General features: G+C 70.7%; 21 protein-coding genes and 1 pseudogene. 15 read left to right on the forward strand and 7 right to left on the reverse strand.

Going from position 1 to position 20,962, the window contains the following annotated elements:
* Nucleotides 1–35 precede the first annotated feature (35 nt).
* The gene (locus tag MQP27_RS42515) at nt 36–593 is read left to right on the forward strand and encodes a TetR/AcrR family transcriptional regulator (protein ID WP_242775971.1); all 558 of its coding nucleotides are present in this window, start codon (nt 36–38) and stop codon (nt 591–593) included.
* On the opposite strand, the gene MQP27_RS42520 is transcribed toward MQP27_RS42515, so the two are convergent.
* The gene (locus MQP27_RS42520; RefSeq protein WP_242775635.1) at nt 590–1,189 is read right to left on the reverse strand and encodes a murein hydrolase activator EnvC family protein; all 600 of its coding nucleotides are present in this window, start codon (nt 1,187–1,189) and stop codon (nt 590–592) included. The two genes, MQP27_RS42515 and MQP27_RS42520, sit on opposite strands and share 4 nt — an antisense overlap.
* Before the next feature lie 272 nt (nt 1,190–1,461).
* Between MQP27_RS42520 and rpsB the strand changes: the two genes are divergently transcribed.
* The 8 genes from rpsB to MQP27_RS42565 all read left to right on the forward strand — a co-directional run bounded on the left by rpsB (nt 1,462) and on the right by MQP27_RS42565 (nt 8,176).
* Nucleotides 1,462–2,367 carry a 30S ribosomal protein S2 gene (gene rpsB / locus MQP27_RS42525; protein ID WP_242775636.1) on the forward strand — a complete coding sequence of 302 codons (906 nt, stop codon included), beginning with the start codon at nt 1,462–1,464 and terminating at the stop codon, nt 2,365–2,367.
* A gap of 133 nt (nt 2,368–2,500) precedes the next feature.
* On the forward strand, nt 2,501–3,337 hold the full coding sequence (tsf, locus tag MQP27_RS42530) for a translation elongation factor Ts (RefSeq protein ID WP_242775637.1): 837 nt from the start codon (nt 2,501–2,503) through the stop codon (nt 3,335–3,337).
* Between the two features lie 171 nt (nt 3,338–3,508).
* Nucleotides 3,509–4,267, forward strand: a complete 759-nt coding sequence (gene pyrH / locus MQP27_RS42535; protein ID WP_242775638.1) for a UMP kinase — start codon at nt 3,509–3,511, stop codon at nt 4,265–4,267.
* A gap of 147 nt (nt 4,268–4,414) precedes the next feature.
* The gene (gene frr / locus MQP27_RS42540; RefSeq protein ID WP_186286237.1) at nt 4,415–4,972 is read left to right on the forward strand and encodes a ribosome recycling factor; all 558 of its coding nucleotides are present in this window, start codon (nt 4,415–4,417) and stop codon (nt 4,970–4,972) included.
* Nucleotides 4,972–6,108 carry a phosphatidate cytidylyltransferase gene (locus MQP27_RS42545; RefSeq protein ID WP_242775639.1) on the forward strand — a complete coding sequence of 379 codons (1,137 nt, stop codon included), beginning with the start codon at nt 4,972–4,974 and terminating at the stop codon, nt 6,106–6,108. The genes frr and MQP27_RS42545 overlap by 1 nt, the downstream gene beginning before the upstream one ends.
* Before the next feature lie 339 nt (nt 6,109–6,447).
* Nucleotides 6,448–6,783, forward strand: coding sequence for a type VII secretion target (locus MQP27_RS42555; protein WP_242775640.1), 336 nt, complete (start codon nt 6,448–6,450; stop codon nt 6,781–6,783).
* Nucleotides 6,780–7,916: a WXG100 family type VII secretion target gene (locus MQP27_RS42560; RefSeq protein ID WP_242775642.1), complete on the forward strand. Its 1,137-nt coding sequence runs from the start codon at nt 6,780–6,782 to the stop codon at nt 7,914–7,916. Before MQP27_RS42555 ends, MQP27_RS42560 begins: the two co-directional genes overlap by 4 nt.
* Entirely contained in the window at nt 7,913–8,176 is a 264-nt protein-coding gene (locus tag MQP27_RS42565) for a hypothetical protein (RefSeq protein ID WP_242775643.1), read from the forward strand. Before MQP27_RS42560 ends, MQP27_RS42565 begins: the two co-directional genes overlap by 4 nt.
* Nucleotides 8,177–8,180: 4 nt before the next feature.
* Here MQP27_RS42565 and MQP27_RS42570 read toward each other — a convergent pair whose 3' ends face one another.
* The gene (locus MQP27_RS42570) at nt 8,181–8,597 is read right to left on the reverse strand and encodes a hypothetical protein (protein WP_242775645.1); all 417 of its coding nucleotides are present in this window, start codon (nt 8,595–8,597) and stop codon (nt 8,181–8,183) included.
* A gap of 151 nt (nt 8,598–8,748) precedes the next feature.
* Between MQP27_RS42570 and MQP27_RS42575 the strand changes: the two genes are divergently transcribed.
* The 6 genes from MQP27_RS42575 to MQP27_RS42600 all read left to right on the forward strand — a co-directional run bounded on the left by MQP27_RS42575 (nt 8,749) and on the right by MQP27_RS42600 (nt 15,136).
* Complete coding sequence (locus MQP27_RS42575; RefSeq protein ID WP_242775647.1) at nt 8,749–9,285, forward strand: NUDIX hydrolase; 537 nt, start codon at nt 8,749–8,751, stop codon at nt 9,283–9,285.
* 39 nt (nt 9,286–9,324) lie between these two features.
* Complete coding sequence (gene rlmN / locus MQP27_RS42580; RefSeq protein ID WP_242775648.1) at nt 9,325–10,431, forward strand: dual-specificity RNA methyltransferase RlmN; 1,107 nt, start codon at nt 9,325–9,327, stop codon at nt 10,429–10,431.
* Between the two features lie 140 nt (nt 10,432–10,571).
* Nucleotides 10,572–11,645, forward strand: coding sequence for a thiamine ABC transporter substrate-binding protein (locus tag MQP27_RS42585; protein ID WP_242775650.1), 1,074 nt, complete (start codon nt 10,572–10,574; stop codon nt 11,643–11,645).
* Between the two features lie 47 nt (nt 11,646–11,692).
* A complete protein-coding gene (locus MQP27_RS42590; protein ID WP_242775652.1) occupies nt 11,693–13,294 on the forward strand; it encodes an ABC transporter permease in 1,602 nt (533 codons plus the stop codon).
* Complete coding sequence (locus tag MQP27_RS42595) at nt 13,295–14,329, forward strand: ABC transporter ATP-binding protein (protein ID WP_242775654.1); 1,035 nt, start codon at nt 13,295–13,297, stop codon at nt 14,327–14,329. It abuts the gene before it with no gap.
* A 9-nt stretch (nt 14,330–14,338) separates the two neighbouring features.
* The gene (locus MQP27_RS42600) at nt 14,339–15,136 is read left to right on the forward strand and encodes a maleylpyruvate isomerase family mycothiol-dependent enzyme (RefSeq protein WP_242775655.1); all 798 of its coding nucleotides are present in this window, start codon (nt 14,339–14,341) and stop codon (nt 15,134–15,136) included.
* 69 nt (nt 15,137–15,205) lie between these two features.
* On the opposite strand, the gene MQP27_RS42605 is transcribed toward MQP27_RS42600, so the two are convergent.
* The 5 genes and pseudogenes from MQP27_RS42605 to MQP27_RS42625 all read right to left on the reverse strand — a co-directional run.
* Nucleotides 15,206–15,904, reverse strand: a complete 699-nt coding sequence (locus MQP27_RS42605) for an LAETG motif-containing sortase-dependent surface protein (RefSeq protein ID WP_242775656.1) — start codon at nt 15,902–15,904, stop codon at nt 15,206–15,208.
* Between the two features lie 162 nt (nt 15,905–16,066).
* Nucleotides 16,067–17,188, reverse strand: coding sequence for an LOG family protein (locus MQP27_RS42610; protein WP_242775657.1), 1,122 nt, complete (start codon nt 17,186–17,188; stop codon nt 16,067–16,069).
* Between the two features lie 37 nt (nt 17,189–17,225).
* The gene (locus MQP27_RS42615; protein WP_242775658.1) at nt 17,226–17,633 is read right to left on the reverse strand and encodes a VOC family protein; all 408 of its coding nucleotides are present in this window, start codon (nt 17,631–17,633) and stop codon (nt 17,226–17,228) included.
* Nucleotides 17,634–17,741: 108 nt separating this feature from the next.
* Nucleotides 17,742–19,118, reverse strand: a complete 1,377-nt coding sequence (locus MQP27_RS42620) for a hypothetical protein (RefSeq protein ID WP_242775659.1) — start codon at nt 19,116–19,118, stop codon at nt 17,742–17,744.
* A 998-nt stretch (nt 19,119–20,116) separates the two neighbouring features.
* A pseudogene (locus MQP27_RS42625) lies at nt 20,117–20,839 on the reverse strand (ABC transporter ATP-binding protein); the annotation flags it as partial.
* Nucleotides 20,840–20,962: the final 123 nt, after the last annotated feature.

Genomic DNA, 20,962 nt, shown 5'->3' on the forward strand with positions numbered 1-20,962 from the left:
AAGTGGTTGACGTGCCAAGGATTCGAGCGGCCTCCGTGGCCGAGCACCGGTCGATGCAGCGAGCCGCCCTGCTGGACGCGGCTCGGTCGTTGTTGTCCGAGGGCGGGACGGAGGCGCTGACGTTCCCGGCGCTGGCCGAGCGGACGGGGCTCGCGCGCTCGTCGGTGTACGAGTACTTCCGGTCGCGGGCGGCCGTGGTCGAGGAGCTGTGCGCGGTCGACTTTCCCGTCTGGGCCGCCGAGGTCGAGGCCGCCATGGAGCGGGCGGACACGGCCGAGGCCAAGGTCGAGGCGTATGTGCGCCGGCAGCTCGCGCTGGTGGGGGACCGCCGGCACCGGGCCGTCGTGGCGATCTCCGCGAGCGAGCTGGACGCGGGGGCCCGGGAGAAGATCCGGGCCGCGCACGGCGGGCTCGTCGCGATGATCGTCGAGGCGCTCGGGGAGCTGGGGCACACCGAGCCCCGGCTGGCCGCGATGCTGCTGCAGGGCGTCGTGGACGCGGCCGTGCGGCGCATCGAACTGGGCGCCGCGGAGGACCCGACGGCGATCACCGAGGCGGCCGTCACCATGGCGCTGCGCGGCGTCCGGGGTTAGGGGAGCGGGACCCCCAGTACCGGCAGCAGTCTCGACGGCCCCCTGTACAGCAGCCACGGCGGGAGCAGTGACAGCGGGTCCAGATAGGTCCTCCCTCTCCGCAGGCCCCAGTGCACGCACATGACCGTGCAGTGCGAGCCCGTCGGCTCGACCGTCCCCACCACCTCGCCCGGCCCGACCTCGTCGCCCTTCCGCACGGAGGGTGACACCGGCTCGTACGTCGTCCGCAGATCCGTGCCCGTCAGCTCCACGGAGACCACGCCCCGGCCCGCGACCCGGCCGGCGAAGGACACCCGGCCGGCCGCCACCGCCCGTACCGGGGTCCCGGCCGGGGCCGCCAGGTCGACGCCGCGGTGGCCGGGGCCGTAGACCGTCGCCGGGGGCTCCCAGCCCCGTAACACCGAAGGGTGTGCGCCCACCGGCCAGAGGCGGGCGACGGCCGGGACCGGTGGGCCCGGCGCCGTCGGGGACGGCGGTGACGGCGGTGGTGTTGGCGGGTCGTCCGCCCGGGCCCGGGGAGTCAGGACGGCAAGGACCGCCAGGGTCAGTCCCAGCAGCAGTGCCCACGTCAGCCGCACACATCGGTTCGCTCGCATGCGAGAACCGTCCCGTACCCGGCCCGATCATGGCCGGTACCTGTGGACTACTCCCGGGTTGTGGACAACGGCGTCACCCGCCACCTCGCGGGTCCCGTACACTTCTTCTGGCGATCCGGGTCACCGGGTCGACTTCGCACGCCCCGACACGGCGGCCGGCAACGGTCCCCTGTCAGCGCCCCTCGGTCCTTCGCGGCACGGCGCACGCGGGCGTCAGGCGCGAGTGCCCACCGGCACCCGCGGTACAACCGAGAAAATCAAGGAGAACGGCCATGGCCGTCGTCACGATGCGGGAGCTGCTGGAGAGCGGCGTCCACTTCGGTCACCAGACCCGTCGTTGGAACCCGAAGATGAAGCGCTTCATCTTCACCGAGCGCAACGGCATCTACATCATCGACCTGCTCCAGTCGCTGTCGTACATCGACCGCGCCTACGAGTTCGTCAAGGAGACCGTCGCCCACGGCGGCACGGTCATGTTCGTCGGCACGAAGAAGCAGGCGCAGGAGGCCATCGCCGAGCAGGCCACCCGCGTCGGCATGCCCTACGTCAACCAGCGCTGGCTGGGCGGCATGCTCACCAACTTCTCGACCGTCTACAAGCGTCTGCAGCGCCTCAAGGAGCTCGAGCAGATCGACTTCGAGGACGTCGCGGCCTCGGGTCTGACCAAGAAGGAGCTTCTCGTGCTCTCGCGCGAGAAGGCCAAGCTGGAGAAGACCCTCGGTGGTATCCGCGAGATGCAGAAGGTGCCCAGCGCCGTCTGGATCGTGGACACCAAGAAGGAGCACATCGCGGTCGGCGAGGCCCGCAAGCTCAACATCCCGGTCGTCGCCATCCTCGACACCAACTGCGACCCCGACGAGGTCGACTACAAGATCCCGGGCAACGACGACGCGATCCGCTCCGTCACCCTGCTCACCCGTGTGATCGCCGACGCCGTCGCCGAGGGCCTCATCTCCCGCTCTCGCGTCGCCACCGGTGACAAGGGCGAGAAGGCCGCGGGCGAGCCGCTCGCCGAGTGGGAGCGCGACCTGCTCGAGGGCGAGAAGAAGGCCGACGAGGCCGCTCCCGCCGACGAGGCCGCTCCGGCCGCCGAGGCCGCTCCGGCCGCGGAGGCCCCCGCCGAGGCTGCCGAGGCTCCTGCCGCCGAGGCTCCGGCCGCGGACGCCGAGCAGGCCTGATCAGTCAGCGTTGACGGCGGGGGCGGCGACATCCGGTTCGCCCCCGCCGTTCACCCATAGGTTCGCTTTCCACACCCACATGTGGTTCGTGGACCGGGTAGATCTTCCGACTTCGAGAAAGACTTAACGACTCATGGCGAACTACACCGCCGCCGACGTCAAGAAGCTTCGTGAGCTCACCGGCGCCGGCATGATGGACTGCAAGAAGGCGCTGGACGAGGCCGAGGGCAACGTCGACAAGGCCGTCGAGGCGCTCCGTATCAAGGGCCAGAAGGGCGTCGCCAAGCGCGAGGGCCGCTCCGCCGAGAACGGCGCCGTGGTCTCCCTCATCGCCGACGACAACACCTCCGGTGTCCTGGTCGAGCTGAAGTGCGAGACGGACTTCGTCGCCAAGGGCGAGAAGTTCCAGGCCGTCGCCAACCAGATCGCCCAGCACGTCGCCGCGACCTCCCCGGCCGACATCGAGGCCCTGCTCGCCTCCGAGATCGAGGCCGGCAAGACCGTCCAGGCGTTCGTGGACGAGGCCAACGCCAACCTCGGCGAGAAGATCGTCCTGGACCGCTTCGCGCAGTTCTCCGACGGCTTCGTCTACGCCTACATGCACCGCACCATGCCCGACCTGCCCCCGCAGATCGGTGTCCTGGTCGAGCTGGACAAGGCCGACGCCGACCTCGCCAAGGGCGTCGCCCAGCACATCGCCGCCTTCGCGCCGAAGTACCTCTCCAAGGAGGACGTCCCGGCCGAGGTCGTCGAGTCCGAGCGCCGCGTCGCCGAGGAGACCACCCGCGCCGAGGGCAAGCCCGAGGCCGCCCTGCCGAAGATCGTCGAGGGTCGCCTCAACGGCTTCTTCAAGGACGCCACGCTGCTCGGTCAGCCGTACGCGCTCGACAACAAGAAGTCGGTCCAGAAGGTCCTGGACGAGGCCGGTGTCACCCTGAAGCGCTTCACGCGCATCAAGGTCGGCATCTGAGTCCGTACCGCGATCGGCGCGCGACCCCGATAGGGTCGTACGCAGTTGTCAGCGGGTGACGGACGACAGCAGATCTGACGAGGAGGCCATTGCCGAGCATGGGATGCGAACGACACCCCACCGGCAATGGCCTTCTTCGTATGTGCAACAGGTGAAAGAGGCGGGATCCCCATGACCACCAAGCCCCAGAAGAGCGACGACGGCAAAGTGCGCGGCCGGTTTCTGCTGAAGCTGTCCGGTGAGGCCTTCTCCGGTGGCGGGGGCCTGGGCGTGGACCCCGACGTGGTGCACAAGATCGCCCGCGAGATCGCCGCCGTCGTCCGCGACGGCGCCCAGGTCGCGGTCGTCATCGGCGGCGGCAACTTCTTCCGCGGCGCCGAGCTCCAGCAGCGCGGCATGGACCGGGCCCGCTCCGACTACATGGGCATGCTCGGCACCGTGATGAACTGCCTCGCCCTCCAGGACTTCCTGGAGAAGGAGGGCATCGACAGCCGGGTGCAGACCGCCATCACCATGGGCCAGGTCGCCGAGCCGTACATCCCGCTGCGCGCCGTGCGCCACCTGGAGAAGGGCCGCGTGGTCATCTTCGGCGCCGGTATGGGCATGCCGTACTTCTCCACCGACACCACCGCCGCCCAGCGCGCCCTGGAGATCGACGCCGAGGCGCTGCTGATGGGCAAGAACGGCGTGGACGGGGTCTACGACTCCGACCCCAAGCGCAACCCGGACGCCGTCAAGTTCGACTCGCTCGGCTACGGCGAGGTCATCACCCGCGACCTCAAGGTCGCCGACGCCACCGCGATCACGCTGTGCCGTGACAACAAGCTCCCGATCCTCGTCTTCGAGCTTCTGGCCGAGGGCAATATCGCCCGCGCCGTCAAGGGTGAGAAGATCGGCACGCTTGTGGGTGACCAGGACAGCCGGGACTGACAGGCAACACCTACGGACCCTGACCGGGGGATGGACAATGTCCCGCAGGTCGGGAACCGTGCAGGAAGAAGACGCGACGCAGCCGGCCGCCGCCCCCACGCATACGGAACAGCAGCCGGGCCTACTCAAGACACGCAGGAGCAAGTGGTGATCGAAGAGACCCTCCTCGAGGCCGAGGAGAAGATGGAGAAGGCCGTCGTGGTCGCCAAGGAGGACTTCGCCGCGATCCGCACCGGCCGTGCGCACCCGGCGATGTTCAACAAGATCGTGGCCGACTACTACGGCGCGCCGACGCCGATCAACCAGCTGGCTTCGTTCTCCGTGCCGGAGCCGCGCATGGCGGTCGTGACCCCGTTCGACAAGTCGGCCCTGCGCAACATCGAGCAGGCCATCCGCGACTCCGACCTCGGCGTCAACCCGAGCAACGACGGCAACATCATCCGTGTGGTGTTCCCCGAGCTGACCGAGGAGCGCCGCCGCGACTACATCAAGGTCGCCAAGGGCAAGGCCGAGGACGCGCGCGTGTCGATCCGCTCCGTGCGCCGCAAGGCCAAGGACGCGATCGACAAGCTGATCAAGGACGGCGAGGTCGGCGAGGACGAGGGCCGCCGCGCCGAGAAGGAGCTCGACGACTCCACCCACAAGTACGTGGCCCAGGTGGACGAACTCCTCAAGCACAAGGAAGCGGAGCTGCTCGAGGTCTGATGAACGACCATTCCTGGGGAGCGCCGCCACAGACCGGGTACTGGGGGCCGAACGACCAGGGGCCTGCCCCGGCGGGTCCCGCGTACGATGCGCCCGAGGCGCAGCAGACTCGCCCCATGCCCATCGTGCCCGAGGTACCCGCGTACGGCGGTGACCAGGATGACGACCGGGGGGCCGCTCGGCTGAGCGGTCCCTTGTTCCGCGACGAATCGCCGCAGGCGCAGCCTTACGACATGCAGCAGGCACCGCCGTATCAGCCGGTGCAGCAGAATCCGGAGCCCATGCCCGACGCCCCACAGCCGGCGCCCCCGCCGCAGAAGAAGAGCGCGGGGCGCGACCTGGGCGCGGCCATAGGGGTCGGCGTCGGACTCGGTGCGGTCATCCTCGCGTCGCTGTTCGTCGTCAAGGCCGTGTTCGTCGGTGTGGTGGCGGTCGCGGTGGTCGTCGGGCTGTGGGAGCTGACCAGCAGGCTGCAGGAGCGCAAGGGCATCAAGGCGCCCCTGGTGCCGCTGGCGCTCGGGGGCGCGGCGATGGTCGTCGCCGGGTACGTCCGGGGCGCGGAGGGTGCGTGGGTCGCCATGGCGCTCACGGCGCTCGCCGTCCTCGTATGGCGGATGACGGAACCGCCCGAGGGCTACCTCAAGGACGTCACGGCGGGTGTCTTCGCGGCCTTCTACGTCCCGTTCCTGGCGACCTTCGTCGCGATGATGCTGACCGCCGAGGACGGCCCCTGGCGTGTCCTGACCTTCCTGCTCCTCACGGTGGTCAGCGACACGGGCGCGTACGCCGTCGGCTGGCGCTTCGGCAGCCACAAGCTCGCGCCGCGCATCAGCCCCGGCAAGACCCGCGAGGGCCTGCTCGGCGCGGTGACGTTCGCGATGGTGGCGGGCGCGCTGTGCATGCAGTTCCTGATCGACGAGGGCACCTGGTGGCAGGGCCTGCTCCTGGGCCTCGCGGTGGCGGCGAGTGCCACGCTGGGCGACCTCGGCGAGTCGATGATCAAACGCGACCTGGGCATCAAGGACATGGGCACCCTCCTCCCGGGCCACGGCGGAATCATGGACCGACTGGATTCCTTGCTGCCTACGGCTCCGGTGGTGTGGCTGCTGCTGGTGTTGTTCGTCGGGTCGGGCTGACAGCGGGACAGCGGGCTTGGCTGCCGGTTGCGGTGGTGGCGGATGGATGTGTACTGGTCGGCCGCCGCAGCGGGCCATGGCGCCGCGCCGCGGTAGCGGCACATGGGCACAGCATGGACCGCCTGGATTCCTTGCTGCCTACGGCTCCGGTGGTGTGGCTGCTGTTGGTGCTGTTCGTCGGGTCCGGCTGACGCATCGTCGTGCGGAGCAGGGCATTGACTTGACCAGGGGCACGTAAATTGTGTGTCAGTGCCCTGCTCCGACTGCGTAAAAGATCCTTTCCGGACGGGCGTTCCCCGGACATGCTGGCGATGGCCAGGCATTCGACAGGGGAGCGCGATGAGCGGGCAGTTCGGGGTGGACCCGGCCACGCTGACGGACCTCGCGGGCAAGTTCGACCGGGAGGCCACGGGGCTGTCCGGGCCGATCGAGGGCTTCGCGGCGGGGGCGTCCGAGATCGGGCAGGCGTTCGGCCTGCTCGGCGTCTGCGACGGCGCGGCACAGAAGTACGGGCAACTGCTGAGCAACACCGTCAAGGCGCTCGGCCACATCCCCACCGTGCTGGGCAGCCACGGCGACCGTCTGCGGGTCAACGCGGCCAACTACACGGACTCCGACCAGACCGCCGTCGACTACCTGCACGCCGCCGTCCGGCGCCCGGGAGGCCCGGCGTGAGCCTCAACGGCTGGATCGACGGCAAGGTCCTGGAGCTCCTCGAGGCCTGCGGTGTGGAACTCCCCGGCGGCGACGGCCCCACCCTCCGCTCCGTGGCCCACAGCTGGGACACCATGGGCAAGGAGCTGACCGACCTCGTGCACGCCGTGGACGTCGCCATCGAGGGCGTCGACAAGCAGGGCTGGCACGGCGAGGCACGGGACGCCTTCGAGAAGCACTGGCAGGAGCAGCGCAAGGTCGTCCTACAGGTCGCCGACAACTTCCACCATGTCGCCGACGGCCTGCGCGCCTACGCCACGCAGATCGACGGGATCAACGAGGAGATCATCGACATCTGCGTCGAGATCGCCGAGATGGAGATCGCCGGCGCCGCGCTGTCCTTCTTCACCGGCTTCCTCTCCGACCTCGTCGCCAACACCGCCGTGGCCGAGCGGGTCGCGAAGATCGTGGACCTGGTCCGGCTGTTCGAGTCGGCCGCCGAGAAGGTGTCGGCCCTCCTGGAGGAGTTCGCGGGCCTGAGCGCGGAGACCGCCGCCACCCTGGAGAAGGTCCTCACGACCGTCGCCCGCGTCACCGCGGACTTCACCAAGACGGGCCTGGAGAGCTTCACGACCAACTTCGTCGCCGACTCGGGCAGCCTCATGGTGAACCAGGCCGTCCACGGCCAGCCGGTGACGGTGGGCGCGGACCTCACCGCCGGCAGCCGCGCCGCCGCGGGCACGGCGGCGTTCACCGCGGTCGCCGGCACCGCGGGCGCGCGTCTGACCGGAACGGCCGGCGACATCCTCCGTGGCGACGGCCTTCTCGGTACGACTGTCAACGGCGCCGCCGGCAACGTCGCGGGCGGTCTCACGGCCGACGTCATCGCCGGCCAGGACCCGTCGACCATCGGCCAGGACGCCCTCACCAACGCCGCCACCGGCGCCTTCGGCAACGCGCAGAACCACGGCGTCAACCACGCCTTGACGGAACACGGCAGCCTGGGCGGCGAGAACCTCAGCGACCAGGGCAAGCTTGCCGACGGCTCCTTCAAGAACACCGTCGGCACGACCCTCAACACCGGCGTCTACGCGGCCGGTTCCGGCATCGAGGCGGACGTACAGGACCTGATGAAGCACGAGAACGACGAGTGAACCTCCTCAGCGCCGGCGACCTCGCCGCCGTATGGACCCCGAACCCGGACCACCCCTACACCTGGGCCAAGTTCTTCGGGTTCCTGGCCGTGGTCGTCGGCTGCCTGATCGCCTTCGCCGGGGTGTACGCGGCGCGCAGCACATGGCGCGGGCTCGACCCGTCCCGCCGGCGCACCCAACTGCGTCCGCTCGCCGTCATGGCGGGCGTCTTCCTGGCGATCGGCCTGGCGGTGGTGGCGTTCGGCGTCTGGCTGTTCTGACCGGTCAGGAACAGACGTTCTTGAGCTCGTCGGCAGCCTTGTCGATCTTGCTTGAGTCCGGCTTCTCGCCGTCCAGTACGGCCTTGTTGTAGTCGGAGATGGCCTGGTTGAGGTCGTCGACGGCCTTCTCCACCTTGCTGTCGCCGTCCGAGTCGTCGTTCTCGGCCTTGATCTTGTCGAGGTTCTTCTCGATGGTGTCGATGGACTCGTCGGTCTGCGAGGGGTCCTTCGCCGCGTCCCACCCGGCCTCGTGGATCGCCTTGAGGCTGTCGGCGATGTCGTCGTAGTTCCGTACGCAGTCGAGCGAGTTGTCGACGTCGTCGGGGTCGCAGCCGGTGACGAGTCCTGCGGTCAGTGCGACGGCTGCCACGGTGGTGGCGAGAGTGGCGATACGACGTTGGCGACGGCGGTTGACGGCCATGGGACGGTCCCCTCCTGGAAAGGCGCTGGCGGCACGGTGTGTCTGCGTGCCCGTGTGCCGTCTACGATCCCGGCGAGGGGGCTGCGCCCACGAGGGAACCTTCACCCGGATCGATGGTGTAGCCCGCTACACCACGAGGAGGGCGGGGGACATGGACAGCGTCGACGACCTGCGCGAATGGCTGGCGGCACAAGGCGTGCCGTACGACACCTGGGGCCGAGACGGCACGAAGTCGGTCCGGCGTCTGTGGGAGGAGATCGCCGCCGGCGAGACCTGGCTGTCCTCCGGCCCGCCGCTGCGGGAGGTCGCGGTGGTGAGCGTGACGATCGAGACGGCCGGGAGACGCCTGACGGAGGTACGGCAGCTCATGGCGGACGGAGCGGTACGGGAGCGCGACAGCCCGCCGACGGAGAAGATGCTCCCCGGCGAGACCCCGGAGGCCGCGGCCCTGCGCTGCATCGCCGAGGAACTCGGCGTGGACCCGGACGCCGTCACGATCACGGCCCGCGCCCCGTTCCCGACCGTCGAGCAGTCGGACTCCCCGTCGTACCCGGGCCTCCCCTCGCGCTACCACCTGCACACGGTCACCGCGGAGGTCCCCGGCCTCCCGCTCACTCCCTTCACCACGGAGGAGGCCCCCGGCCACGGTGACGCGGCGGTGCGCACGCACTACTGGGAATGGCGCTAGGAGAGGCCACCCGTGTCGATCTGCGACACTGGTACAGCCATGCCTAAGCCCGGAGAACTCACTTTCGTCGCCCCCCGCGGAGCCCAGAAGCCGCCGCGGCATCTTGCCGATCTCACGCCCGCCGAACGCAAGGACGTCGTCGCCGGGATCGGGGAGAAGCCGTTTCGTGCCAAGCAGCTGTCGCAGCACTACTTCGCGCGGTACGCGCACGACCCCGCGGAGTGGACCGACATTCCGGCCGCGGCGCGGCCCAAGCTGCAGGAGGCGCTGCTTCCCGAGCTGATGACCGTCGTGCGGCATCTGGCCACCGACCAGGGCACCACGCGCAAGACCCTGTGGCGGCTGTTCGACGGGACGCTCGTCGAGTCCGTGCTGATGCGGTACCCGGACCGGGTGACCATGTGCATCAGCTCGCAGGCAGGGTGCGGGATGAACTGCCCGTTCTGTGCCACCGGGCAGGCCGGGCTGGACCGGAATCTGTCCACCGCCGAGATCGTCCACCAGATCGTGGACGGGATGCGGGCGCTGAGGGACGGAGAGGTCCCGGGCGGGCCCGCGCGGCTGTCCAACATCGTCTTCATGGGGATGGGCGAGCCCCTCGCCAACTACAAGCGGGTCGTCGGTGCCATCCGGGCGCTGACCGACCCCGCCCCCGACGGCCTGGGCCTCTCGCAGCGCGGGATCACCGTCTCGACCGTCGGACTCGTCCCCGCCATCCACCGCTTCGCCGACGAGGGCTTCAAGTGCCGGCTCGCCATCTCGCTGCACGCCCCCGACGACGAGCTGCGCGACACCCTCGTCCCCGTGAACACCAGGTGGAAGGTCCGCGAGGTCCTCGACGCCGGGTTCGAGTACGTCGAGAAGAGCGGGCGCAGGCTCAGCATCGAGTACGCGCTCATCCGGGACATCAACGACCAGGCCTGGCGCGGTGACCGGCTCGGGCGGCTGCTCAAGGGCAAGCCCGTGCACGTCAACCTCATCCCGCTGAACCCGACCCCGGGCTCGAAGTGGACCGCCTCCCGGCCCGAGGACGAGAAGGCGTTCGTCGAGGCCATCGCCGCGCACGGCGTTCCGGTGACCATCCGGGACACCCGCGGTCAGGAGATCGACGGGGCGTGTGGACAGCTCGCCGCCACCGAGCGGTAGTCTGACGTTCGTACGTACATCTTCATATCTGGCATTCGTATCCGACAGGGGAGCGCCACAGCGCTGAGAGTGCGGCAATCGGGCCGCAGACCCTCTGAACCTCGCCCAGGTCATTCTGGGTAGGAAGTTCGGTCATCACCGTGAACACCAAGAAGTACTGGGCTGCCGTCGTGGGCCTCGGCCTGGTCACGCTGTCCGCGTGCGGGTCCTCGTCCGGCGACGAGGGCTCCGGGTCCAAGACCGTCACGCTCGTCAGCCACGACTCGTGGGCCGTCTCCAAGAGCGTCCTCGCCGACTTCGAGAAGCAGTCCGGCTACAAGGTCCGGGTCCTCAAGGACGGCGACGCCGGACAGGCCGTCAACAAGGCCATCCTCACCAAGGACAACCCGCAGGGCGACGTCTTCTTCGGCGTCGACAACACCCTGCTGTCCCGGGCGCTCGACAACGGGCTCTTCCAGTCGTACGAGGCGAAGGGCGCGGACGCGATCAAGTCCGGGTTCCGCGTCGACCAGGACAAGCACCGGGTCACGCCCATCGACTCCGGCGACATCTGCGTCAACTACGACAAGGCGTACTTCAGCGAGCACAAGCTGACCCCGCCGCAGTCCTTCGACGACCTGGTCAAGCCCGAGTACAAGAACCTCCTCGTCACCGAGAACGCCTCCACCTCCTCGCCCGGCCTCGGCTTCCTGCTCGGCACCGCCGCCAAGTACGGGGACGACGGCTGGCAGGACTACTGGAAGAAGCTCAAGGCCAACGGCGTCAAGGTCGTCGACGGCTGGGAGCAGGCCTACAACGAGGAGTTCTCCGGCTCGGCGGGCGGCAAGAAGGCCAAGGCCGACCGGCCGCTCGTCGTCTCCTACGCCTCCTCGCCGCCCGCCGAGGTCATCTACGGCGACCCGAAGCCGAAGACCGCGCCGACCGGGGTGTCGTACGGGACCTGCTTCCGGCAGATCGAGTACGCGGGGCTGCTCAGCAACGCGAAGAACACCAAGGGCGGCAAGGCGTTCATCGACTTCCTGGTCGGCAAGGAGTTCCAGGAGGACATGCCGCTGAACATGTTCGTCTACCCGGTACGGGAGGGCGCGACGGTCCCGGCGGAGTTCGAGAAGTACGGCAAGCCGGCCACCGACCCCGAGACGATGGCGCCCGACAAGATCGCCGACAACCGTGACCAGTGGGTCAAGTCGTGGACGTCACTCGTACTGAAGTAGTACGACCGCCGAAGGCGAGAGGCGGGAGCGCGGCTCGGCTCGGGCTCATGGCCCTGCCCGTCGCGTTCTTCGCCGTCTTCTTCGCCTGGCCCGTCGCCGCGATCGTGGCGCGCGGGCTCAAGGTCGACGGGGCCTGGCAGTTCGGGCGGATCCTCGATGTCGTCGCCCAGGACGACATCCGGCACGTCCTGTGGTTCACCACCTGGCAGGCGCTCGCCTCCACCGCGCTCACGCTGCTGATCGCGCTCCCCGGCGCGTACGTCTTCGCGCGCTTCGACTTCCCGGGCAAGCAGGTGCTGCGGGCCGTCGTCACCGTCCCGTTCGTGCTGCCGACCGTCGTCGTCGGTACGGCGTTCCTCGCGCTCCTCGGACGCGGGGGCCTGCTCGACGAGCTGTGGGGCGTACGGCTGGACACCACCGTGTGGGCCATCCTGCTGGCGCACGTCTTCTTCAACTACGCGGTCGTCGTACGGACGGTGGGCGGGCTGTGGGGACAGCTCGACCCGCGTCAGGAGGAAGCGGCGCGGATGCTGGGCGCCTCTCCGCTGCGGGCCTGGCGGAAGGTGACGCTGCCCGCCCTCGCGCCCGCCGTGGCCGCCGCCGCGCTCATGGTCTTCCTCTTCACCTTCACCTCCTTCGGCGTGGTGCAGATCCTCGGTGGGCCCACCTTCTCCACGCTCGAGGTCGAGATCTACCGGCAGACCTCCGAGATCTTCGACCTGTCCACGGCCGCCGTCCTCACCATCGTCCAGTTCGTGGCGGTGGGCGCGATCCTCGCCGTGCACGCGTGGACCGTACGGCGGCGGGAGACCGCCCTGCGCCTGGTGGACGCGGGCACCACGGCCCGGCGGCCGCGCGGGAGAGGCCAGTGGGCGCTGCTCGCCGGGGTCCTGGCCACCATCGCCGTACTGCTCCTGCTGCCGCTCGCCGTGCTCGTCCAACGCTCCCTGGACGCACCCGACTTCGGCTACTACCGCGCGCTGACCCACGAGGACGGCGGGACCTTCCTCGTCCCGCCGATCGACACGATCGGCAACTCGCTCCAGTACGCCCTCGCCGCCACCGCCATCGCCGTGCTGATCGGTGCTCTCGCCGCCGCGGCCCTCGCGCGCCGGGACGCCGGCCGGCTGGTGCGCGGCTTCGACGCGCTGCTGATGCTGCCGCTGGGCGTCTCCGCGGTGACCGTCGGCTTCGGGTTCCTGATCGCCCTCGACGAACCGCCGCTGGACCTGAGGTCCTCCTGGATCCTGGTGCCGCTCGCGCAGGCGCTGGTGGGCGTCCCCTTCGTCGTACGGACGATGCTGCCCGTGCTGCGGGCCGTGGACGGGCGGTTGAGGGAAGCCGCGGCCGTCCTCGGGGCCTCGCCGTGGCGGGTGTGGCGGGAGGTCGATCTGCCGCTGGTGCGGCGGGCGCTGCTGGTCGCGGCGGGCTTCGCGTTCGCGGTGTCGCTGGGGGAGTTCGGGGCGACCGTGTTCATCGCGCGGCCTGACAACCCGACACTGCCGGTCGCCGTGGCCCGGCTGCTCGGCCGCCCCGGAGACCTCAACTACGGCCAGGCGATGGCCCTTTCCACGATTCTGATGGTGGTGTGCGCGGTGGCGCTGCTGGTGCTCGAGCGGCTCCGTACCGACCGGACCGGGGAGTTCTAGATGCTGCTGAGCCTTCAGGACGCCACCGTCCGCTTCGGCGGGCGGGCCGTGCTCGACGCCGTCGGCCTCGATGTCGCCGAGCACGAGGTGGTGTGCGTGCTCGGGCCCAGCGGTAGCGGCAAGTCGACGCTGCTGCGGGCGGTCGCCGGGCTCCAATCCCTGTCCGGGGGGCGGGTGTTGCTCGACGGCCGGGACCAGACCGGAGTTCCCGCGCACAGGCGCGAGGTCGGGCTGATGTTCCAGGACCATCAGCTGTTCCCGCAGCGGGACGTGGGCGGGAACGTCGCCTTCGGCCTGCGGATGCACGGCGCGTCCAAAACCCAACAGGGCGAGCGGGTAGGAGAGTTGCTGGAACTCGTCGGCCTCCCGGGCGCCGCCCGCCGGGCCGTCGCCTCGCTCTCCGGCGGCGAGCAGCAGCGCGTCGCGCTCGCCCGCGCTCTCGCGCCCAGTCCCCGGCTGCTGATGCTCGACGAACCGCTCGGCCAGCTGGACCGTTCCCTGCGGGAGCGCCTCGTCGTCGAACTCCGGGAGCTGTTCGGGCAGTTGGGCACCACCGTCCTCGCCGTCACACACGACCAGGGCGAGGCCTTCGCGCTCGCCGACCGGGTCGTGGTGATGCGGGACGGGCGGATCGCCCAGTCCGGTACGCCACTCGATGTGTGGCAGCGGCCGGCGGACGAGTTCGTGGCCCGCTTCCTCGGCTTCGACAACGTCGTGGAGGGCACGGTGACCGCGGAGGCCGCCGACACCCCCTGGGGTAAGGTCCCGGTCCCCGAGGGCGCCCCCCAGGGCCCGCGCACCCTCCTCGTCCGCCCCGCCGGCGTCCGTCTCGTCCCCGCCGACGAGGGCCTGCGCTGCACGGTCGCCGCGCGCACCTTCAGGGGCACCCATGTCGCCGTACACCTGCAGCCGGAGGACGCGCCGCGGCTGGAGGCGGCCTGTGCGCTGCGGGAGGCGCCGGGGGTCGGGGACGCGGTCGGGGTGGAGTTCGACGCTGCCGAAATCGTGGTGCTCGGACCGGAGGCCCGTCCCTAGGCTGAGGGCATGACGCTTCTCGCACACGATCGGTACGTCGACGAAATCGCCCACCAGGTACAGCAGTTGAGGGCGGTGGTGACGAGCGGCGCGGATCTGACGGCGACCGTGCCGACCTGCCCGGACTGGACGCTGGAGCAGCTCGTGCTGCACATGGGCGGCGCCCTGCGCTGGTCGGGCACGCTGGTGCGCACCCGGGCGCAGGAGAACATCCCCGACAAGCAGGTGGCGCGCGGCGACGGCCCCGAGGTCGCGGGCGACGCCGCCGCCCTCGACGCCTGGCTGGCGGAGGCCGGCGAACTGGTCGTGGACGCCCTGCGCGAGGCCGGGCCCGACGCCAAGGTGTGGGGCTGGGCCGGGGTCCAGACCTCCGGTTTCTGGGCCCGCCGGATGACCCACGAGATCGTCATCCACCGCGCCGACGCCACGCTCGCCGCGGGCATGCCGTACGAAGTGGCGCACGGCATCGCCGCCGACGCCATCGACGAGTGGCTGGAGATCGTGGAGTACGTACAGCGGACCAACCCGCACCAGGCGGCCGAGGAGCTGCGCGGGTCCGGCCGCAGCCTCCACCTGCACGCGACCGACGCCCCGCCCGGGCTGAACGCCGAGTGGCTCGTCGAGCTCACCGAGGACGGGATCGCCTGGCGCCGCGGCCACGAGAAGGCGACGGTCGCCCTGCGCGGCCCCCTCACCTCCGTGCTGCTCGCCTTTTACCGCCGACTCCCGCTGGACAGCCCGGAGTTGGAGATCGTCGGCGAGCGGGAGCTGCTGGAGTTCTGGCTGGAGCGGGCGAGCTTCGGATGAGGGCCTGAACGACGATGGCCCGTCCCCCGGGGATACGGGGACGGGCCACGGCGTAGTGCGCGAGGAGCGTCAGCGGCTGCTGTTCGCCCCACGACGGCGCATGCCGAAGAACACGGCGCCACCGCCGACGACGACGAGCGCGCCCGCGATACCGGCGATCATGCCGGTGTTGGAGCTCGCACCGGTCTCGGCGAGGTTGGAGTCACCGGCCGCGGGGGACGGCGCGTTGGACGAGGTGTCGGCCGGAGCGGTGCTGCTCTCCGAGGCCGACGGGGTCGGGGTCGCGGACTCCTCGGCCGGAGGCGTGGTCGAGTCCGACGGCGACGGGGTGGCCGGCGGGGTCGACTCGTCCTTCGAGCAGCCCTCGGACGGGGTGGTCAGGTTCGGAGTGATGTCCTTGTCGACGATCAGGTGATCCTTGTCCTTGCCGGCCTGGACACGGATGCGGTACTCGGCGTTCGGCGCCCAGTCCTCTTCGAAGGTGACGTCGACACCTTCCTTGGTGCCGGTGACGTCCTGCGAACCGACGGTCTTCGCGTCGGAGCCGTTGTTCTCCAGGAACACGGTGATCGTCGCCGGCGTACCGGAGGCGTCCTTGTCGGTGACGACGATGACGCCCTTGCTGCCGTCGCACTTGGCTTCGGCGGAGAACTCACTGATGTTGCAGGCGAGCGCGGAGCCCGCGGCGCTCAGCGCGAGCGCGGAGGAGGCGGCGGCGACGCCCAGGATCTGCACGGAACGACGCGCGGTGCGGCGAGTTATGGACACTTTTGCCCTTCACGGGATGGCACAACTGCGGGGGGTTTGAAGGGGAAGTGAGGCGACGATGAGGTGAGGCTTCACGTTCCCCAGGAGTCTCACAGGTCTATAAGCGTTCCATAAGGAGTGTCAATCCGTAGGCACGCCTTGACGGTTGGCTTTACCTCGTTATTAACCACCGAGACGTTTCAACGCGTCCGGAGCCTCCTCGATCCGGTCAACGAGGGCGATACGGGACTCCATCGACCGTTCCCGGGCGAGTGACTGCAAGAGGGGCCAGGCCGGCAACCGCTCGGTCCAGTGTGCCCGGTCGACCAGGACCATGGGGGTCGGTTCCCCGCGCGACTCGTAGTAGTTGGGCGTCGCGTTGTCGAAGATCTCCTGTACGGTCCCGGCGGCGCCCGGCAGGAACACCACTCCCGCGTTGCAGCGGGCCAGCAGGCCGTCCTCGCGGGTGGCGTTGGCGAAGTACTTGGCGATGTGCGACGCGAAGGGGTTCGGCGGCTCGTGGCCGTAGAACCAGGTCGGGATGCCGATCGAGTGGTTGCCCTTCGGCCAGCGGGTGCGCACCTCGAAGGCGGCCCGCGCCCACTCGGTGATCGACGGCGTGAACGACGGTGCCCCGCCCAGCAGTTGGCAGGCCTCCTCCAGCACCTCGTCCTCGTACGGCGCGGTATACGCGCCCAGGTTCGCCGCCTCCATCGCGCCCGGCCCGCCGCCGGTCGCGACGGTCAGCCCGGACCGGCTCAACTCCCGCCCGAGCCGGGCCGCGCCGGCGTACGCCGCCGTCCCGCGCGCCATCGCGTGGCCGCCCATCACGCCCACCACCCGTGCCCCGCGCAGGAGTTCGTCGAGGGCGTCGGAGATGGAGTCGTCGTGCACGGCGCGCAGCATGGAGGCCCAGATGTCACCGTCGGCCTTGGTGGTCTGGAACCACGCGTAGGCGAGGGCGTCCGGGGTCCGCTCGTACCCCTGGTCGAGGCCGGCGAACAGCTCCTCCGCGCGGTAGAGATGCCCGCGGTACGGGTCGAAGGGCAGGCCCGGCACGGGCGGGAAGACCAGGGCGCCCTCGGCGCGGACCTTCGCCTCCGCGTCCGGCCGCATCGGGCAGCCGAGGAAGACGGCGTCGGACGTGTCGGTGGTGAGCAACTCCCTTGTGCGGTCCGTCAGATCGACGGCCTGCACTCGGTGTCCGGAGAGCGTTCCGCGGGCCGAGACGGTCGCGTCGAAGTCCTCGAGCGTCTCGATCTCGCGGTCGTCGTGATGGGCCGCATGGGCCGGGCTGGTCTGCACGGGCCCATGCTAGGCACGGCGTTCGGCTGCGGCGGGGTCAGCCCTGGACGGCGGCCGGGTCCATCCACATGACCTCCCAGGAGTGGCCGTCGAGGTCGTCGAAGGAACGGCCGTACATGAATCCGTGGTCCTGGATGTCGTCGTTGGCGGTGCCGCCGGCCGCGACCGCCTTGTTCACGAGCTCGTCGACCTTCTCGCGGCTCTCCGCACTCAGACAGATCAGCACCTCGCTGGTCTTCGTCGAGTCGGCGATCTCCTTCTTCGTGAAGTCGGCGTACCGCTGCTTGCTGAGCAGCATCGCGACGATGGTGTCGCTGATCACGACGCAGGTGCAGTCGTCCGTGGAGAACTGCGGGTTGATCGTGTAGCCGAGCTCCGTGAAGAACTTCCTCGAGGCGACGACGTCGTCGGTGGCGAGGTTCACGAAGATCATCTGCTGGTACATGGGGGCTCTCCCGTCGAGTGCAGCGTGTCTGGTGCGTGCTGTTCGGTGGGTAGACCCGGGGGTCGTGCGGAACTCATCGGTGAGCGGGGATTTGGATCCCAGGAATTTTCAGGGCGTCAGGGGAAGGGCGGCCAGTTCGGCGACCAGGAGGGTCAGGGGGCCGAAGAGGGCGAGCAGGGCGGCGGCCCGGAGGGCGGCGGCGCTGCGGAGCATCGTGGCGGGGGCGCCGAGGCGGAGCAGGGCGGCGGTGGTGTCGGCCCTGGCCTGTCTGGCTTCCACGGCCGCGGTGAGGAGGGTGGCGACGGTGCAGCCGGCGACCAGGAGTGTGCCGAGGGTGGTGAGGGGGCCGAAGGAGGGTTCGGCGGGGTCGTAAAGGGCGGTCATCGCGTACGCGGCGGAGGCCACGGCGCAGACGATGCCGAGGGGACGGCCGATGCGGGTGGCTTCCTCCATGAGCACGCGGCCGGCGAGGAGGCGGAGGGCGCCGGGGCGGGCGGACTGGAGGAGGCGGCCGGTGAGGTGGGTGAGGCCGGGGGCGGCGAGGGCGAGGCCGACCGCGGTGAGGAGGAAGCCGACGAGGATGGCGGGGGTGGTGCCGGTGAGGCCGCCGGGGAGGCCGAGGGTGGGGGTGGAGGTGGCCGCGGTGCGGCCGGCGTAGGCCTCCACGGCCAGGCCGACGGCGAGGATCGCGGTGCCCCAGGGGAGGCCGGAGGGGGCGGTGCGGGGGGCTGGGGGAGCGGTGGGGTCCGGGTCGTGGGGGGCCGCTGCCTCGACGGGGTGCAGGTTGTGGGGATCGGTTCCGGGGGTGAGGGTTGCCGTGGGGGGCGTATCGCCTGCCCGGTTCTTGGCCGGATCCGGACGCAACCGTGCGCCGAAGCGGCCGTATGCGCCGAACGTCTCTCGTCGTGTCGAGCGTCCGTACGCCCCGAAGCGGCCGTACGAGCGTCCCGGCGGCCGGGTCGGGGTCGGCCGGGCGTCCCGGGGGCGCAGGACCACGCCCACAGCCAGTGACGCGATCGCCGGGACCAGGGCCAGCAGGGTCAGGGCCGCGGGTAGGGGCAACGGCTTGTCCGCGGCGAGGAATTCGGAGGCCGCGCCGTCGAAGGGCATGCCCGTCAGGTCGCCCCGGAGGTGGAGGAAGAAGAGGAGGGCCACCATCGAGCCGAGGGTGCAGGACAGGGCGGTTGTCGTTGCCGAGACGGCCATCAGACGGGCCGGACCGAGGCCGATCGCCGAGAGGCCCGGGCGGGGTTTGGTGGCCGGGTCCGTGCGGGCCACCGCGACCGCGAAGTGGACCGTGGCGGCGAGCGGGGTGAGGCACCAGGCGAGGCGGAGCACGGAGGCCGAGGGGGAGTCGGGGTGGGTCATGGCGTAGCCGAGGGTGCACAGGAGGAGGAAGCCGGTGCCTGCCGCGGCCGTGGCCACGAGGAGGCGGCGCAGGTGTACGGCGGGGCGGGCGGCGCGGGTCAGACGGAGAGCGAGCACGCGGCCCCCCGGCCTTCCTGCTCGGCTACCCGACCACCCTGCTCGGCCTCCGGAGCTACCTGGGCGTCTCCGCGGGTCGCATGTTGGGCGTTCGCGTGGGTTGCTTGCTGGGCGTCTCCGCGGGTCGCATGTTGGGCGTTCGCGTGGGTTGCTTGCTGGGCGTCTCCGCGGGTCGCTCGTTGTGCGTCTCCGCGGGTCGCTTGCCGGGCGTCCTCGCGGGTTGCTTGCTGTGCGTCTCCGCTGGTTACCCGCTGGGCGTCCGCGTGGGGTTCGTGAGCGTTGTCGTGGGCTGCGGGCCGTGGGTCTGTCGGGGGTTCGTGAGCCTTCCCGTATGCCGTTTGCTGCGCGTCCGCGCGAGCCCCTCGCACTGCCCCGCGACCGTCCTGCGCGGTTCCCCGGGTGACAGCCGCGACGCTCCGGCCTTCCGGCCTGGCTTCCTGGCTTCCGTCCGCGGCGTCCCGGCTTTCCGGCCTGGCTTCCTGGCTTCCGTCCGCGGCGTCCCGGCTTTCCGGCCTGGCATCCCGGCTTCCCGCCCCGGCTTCCTGGCTTCCGTCCGCGGCGTCCCAGCCTTCCGGTCTGGCGCCCCGGCTTCCCGCTGCGGCTTCCCGGCTTGTCGCCCAGGCTTCCCGACCTTCCAGCCCGCGGACCTTGCCCTCCGGCCCTCCGGGCCTGCCTTCCGCGCCGGCTGCGCTGCTCTCCTGCCCGCGGACCCTGCTCTCCGGCTCGCGGATTCTGTCTTGCGGCTCGCGGATCCTGCTCTTCGGCTCGCGGACCTTGCTTTCCGGGCCGCCGACCCTGCTCTTCGGCTCGCGGACCCTGCCTTCCGGGCCGCCGACCCTGCTCTTCGGCTCGCGCACCCTGCCTTCCGGCCCGCCAGCCCTGCCTTCCTGCGCCGCCTCCCGGTCTCGCCGCGTCGCTTCCCGGTCCTGTCGCGGTGCTCCCCCGCCCTGACGCGGTGCTTCCCTGTCCTGCCGCGTCGCTTCCCTGCCCTGCCGCGCCGCCCCCCGGTCCCCCGGCTCCGGCAGCGGTGGCAGGTGGAGGGTGTTTACGCGGCGGCCGTCCAGGAGGGTCAGTGTGCGGTCGGCCAGGGCTGCTGTTTCCGCGTCGTGGGTGGCCAGGACGACCGTGATGCCGTGGGAGCGGGCTGCCGTGGTCAGCGTCCGCAGGACATGGGCTCGGTCGGCGCGGTGCAGGGGGGCCGTGGGTTCGTCCGCGAAGAGGACCGTCGGCGCGGGGGCCAGGGCCCGGGCGATGGAGACGCGCTGGCGTTCCGCTTGCGTCATCTCGTGCGGGCGGCTGCGGGATCTGTCGCCGATGTCCAGGCGCTCCAGCCACTCCAGCGCGGCCGTCTTGGCGCGGCGGCGGCTCGTGCCGCGGAGCATCAGCGGGAGCGCGGCGTTCTCCCAGGCGTTCAGCTCGGGGACCAGGACCGGCGCCGGGTCGATCCAGCCGAAGCGGTCGCGGCGCAGGCGTTCCCGGGTCAGCGGGCCCATCGTGTGGACCGGCACGCTGTTGAACCAGACCTCGCCGCGCTGGGCCGGGACGAGTCCCGACAGACAGCGCAGCAGGGTCGTCTTGCCGCTGCCGCGCGGGCCGCCGACGGCGAGGATCTCGCCCTCCTGGACGCCGAGCGAGACACCGGTCAGCCCTGGTGAGCCGTCCTGGTGGGTGAAGTGCAGGGCGCGAGCCCACAGCACGTCGTTGTCCGGCGGTGCCTCCATCGGCGTACACCTCGTTCTGGTCCGTAGTGCCTTGCAATCCCCCGTGCGGGGGAACGAAAGCAGGGCCGATCGGTTACCAGGCACGCTAGGGAGCGGGGGCGCCGAGGCCGGACAGCACGCGGC

Source organism: Streptomyces cylindrosporus (genome assembly GCF_022698165.1).
In the GTDB taxonomy this organism is placed as follows: Bacteria; Actinomycetota; Actinomycetes; order Streptomycetales; family Streptomycetaceae; genus Streptomyces; species Streptomyces cylindrosporus.

Bases quoted from the DNA above. Each gene is read 5' to 3' on its own strand.
- MQP27_RS42590 (WP_242775652.1), top strand. From the start codon at position 11,693: ATGGCCCTGCCCGTCGCGTTCTTCGCCGTCTTCTTCGCCTGGCCCGTC.
- tsf (WP_242775637.1), top strand. From the start codon at position 2,501: ATGGCGAACTACACCGCCGCCGACGTCAAGAAGCTTCGTGAGCTCACC.
- MQP27_RS42570 (WP_242775645.1), bottom strand. From the start codon at position 8,597: ATGGCCGTCAACCGCCGTCGCCAACGTCGTATCGCCACTCTCGCCACC.
- MQP27_RS42545 (WP_242775639.1), top strand. From the start codon at position 4,972: ATGAACGACCATTCCTGGGGAGCGCCGCCACAGACCGGGTACTGGGGG.
- MQP27_RS42600 (WP_242775655.1), top strand. From the start codon at position 14,339: ATGACGCTTCTCGCACACGATCGGTACGTCGACGAAATCGCCCACCAG.
- MQP27_RS42520 (WP_242775635.1), bottom strand. From the start codon at position 1,189: ATGCGAGCGAACCGATGTGTGCGGCTGACGTGGGCACTGCTGCTGGGA.
- MQP27_RS42615 (WP_242775658.1), bottom strand. From the start codon at position 17,633: ATGTACCAGCAGATGATCTTCGTGAACCTCGCCACCGACGACGTCGTC.
- MQP27_RS42595 (WP_242775654.1), top strand. From the start codon at position 13,295: ATGCTGCTGAGCCTTCAGGACGCCACCGTCCGCTTCGGCGGGCGGGCC.
- MQP27_RS42555 (WP_242775640.1), top strand. From the start codon at position 6,448: ATGAGCGGGCAGTTCGGGGTGGACCCGGCCACGCTGACGGACCTCGCG.
- MQP27_RS42575 (WP_242775647.1), top strand. From the start codon at position 8,749: ATGGACAGCGTCGACGACCTGCGCGAATGGCTGGCGGCACAAGGCGTG.
- rpsB (WP_242775636.1), top strand. From the start codon at position 1,462: ATGGCCGTCGTCACGATGCGGGAGCTGCTGGAGAGCGGCGTCCACTTC.
- rlmN (WP_242775648.1), top strand. From the start codon at position 9,325: ATGCCTAAGCCCGGAGAACTCACTTTCGTCGCCCCCCGCGGAGCCCAG.
- pyrH (WP_242775638.1), top strand. From the start codon at position 3,509: ATGACCACCAAGCCCCAGAAGAGCGACGACGGCAAAGTGCGCGGCCGG.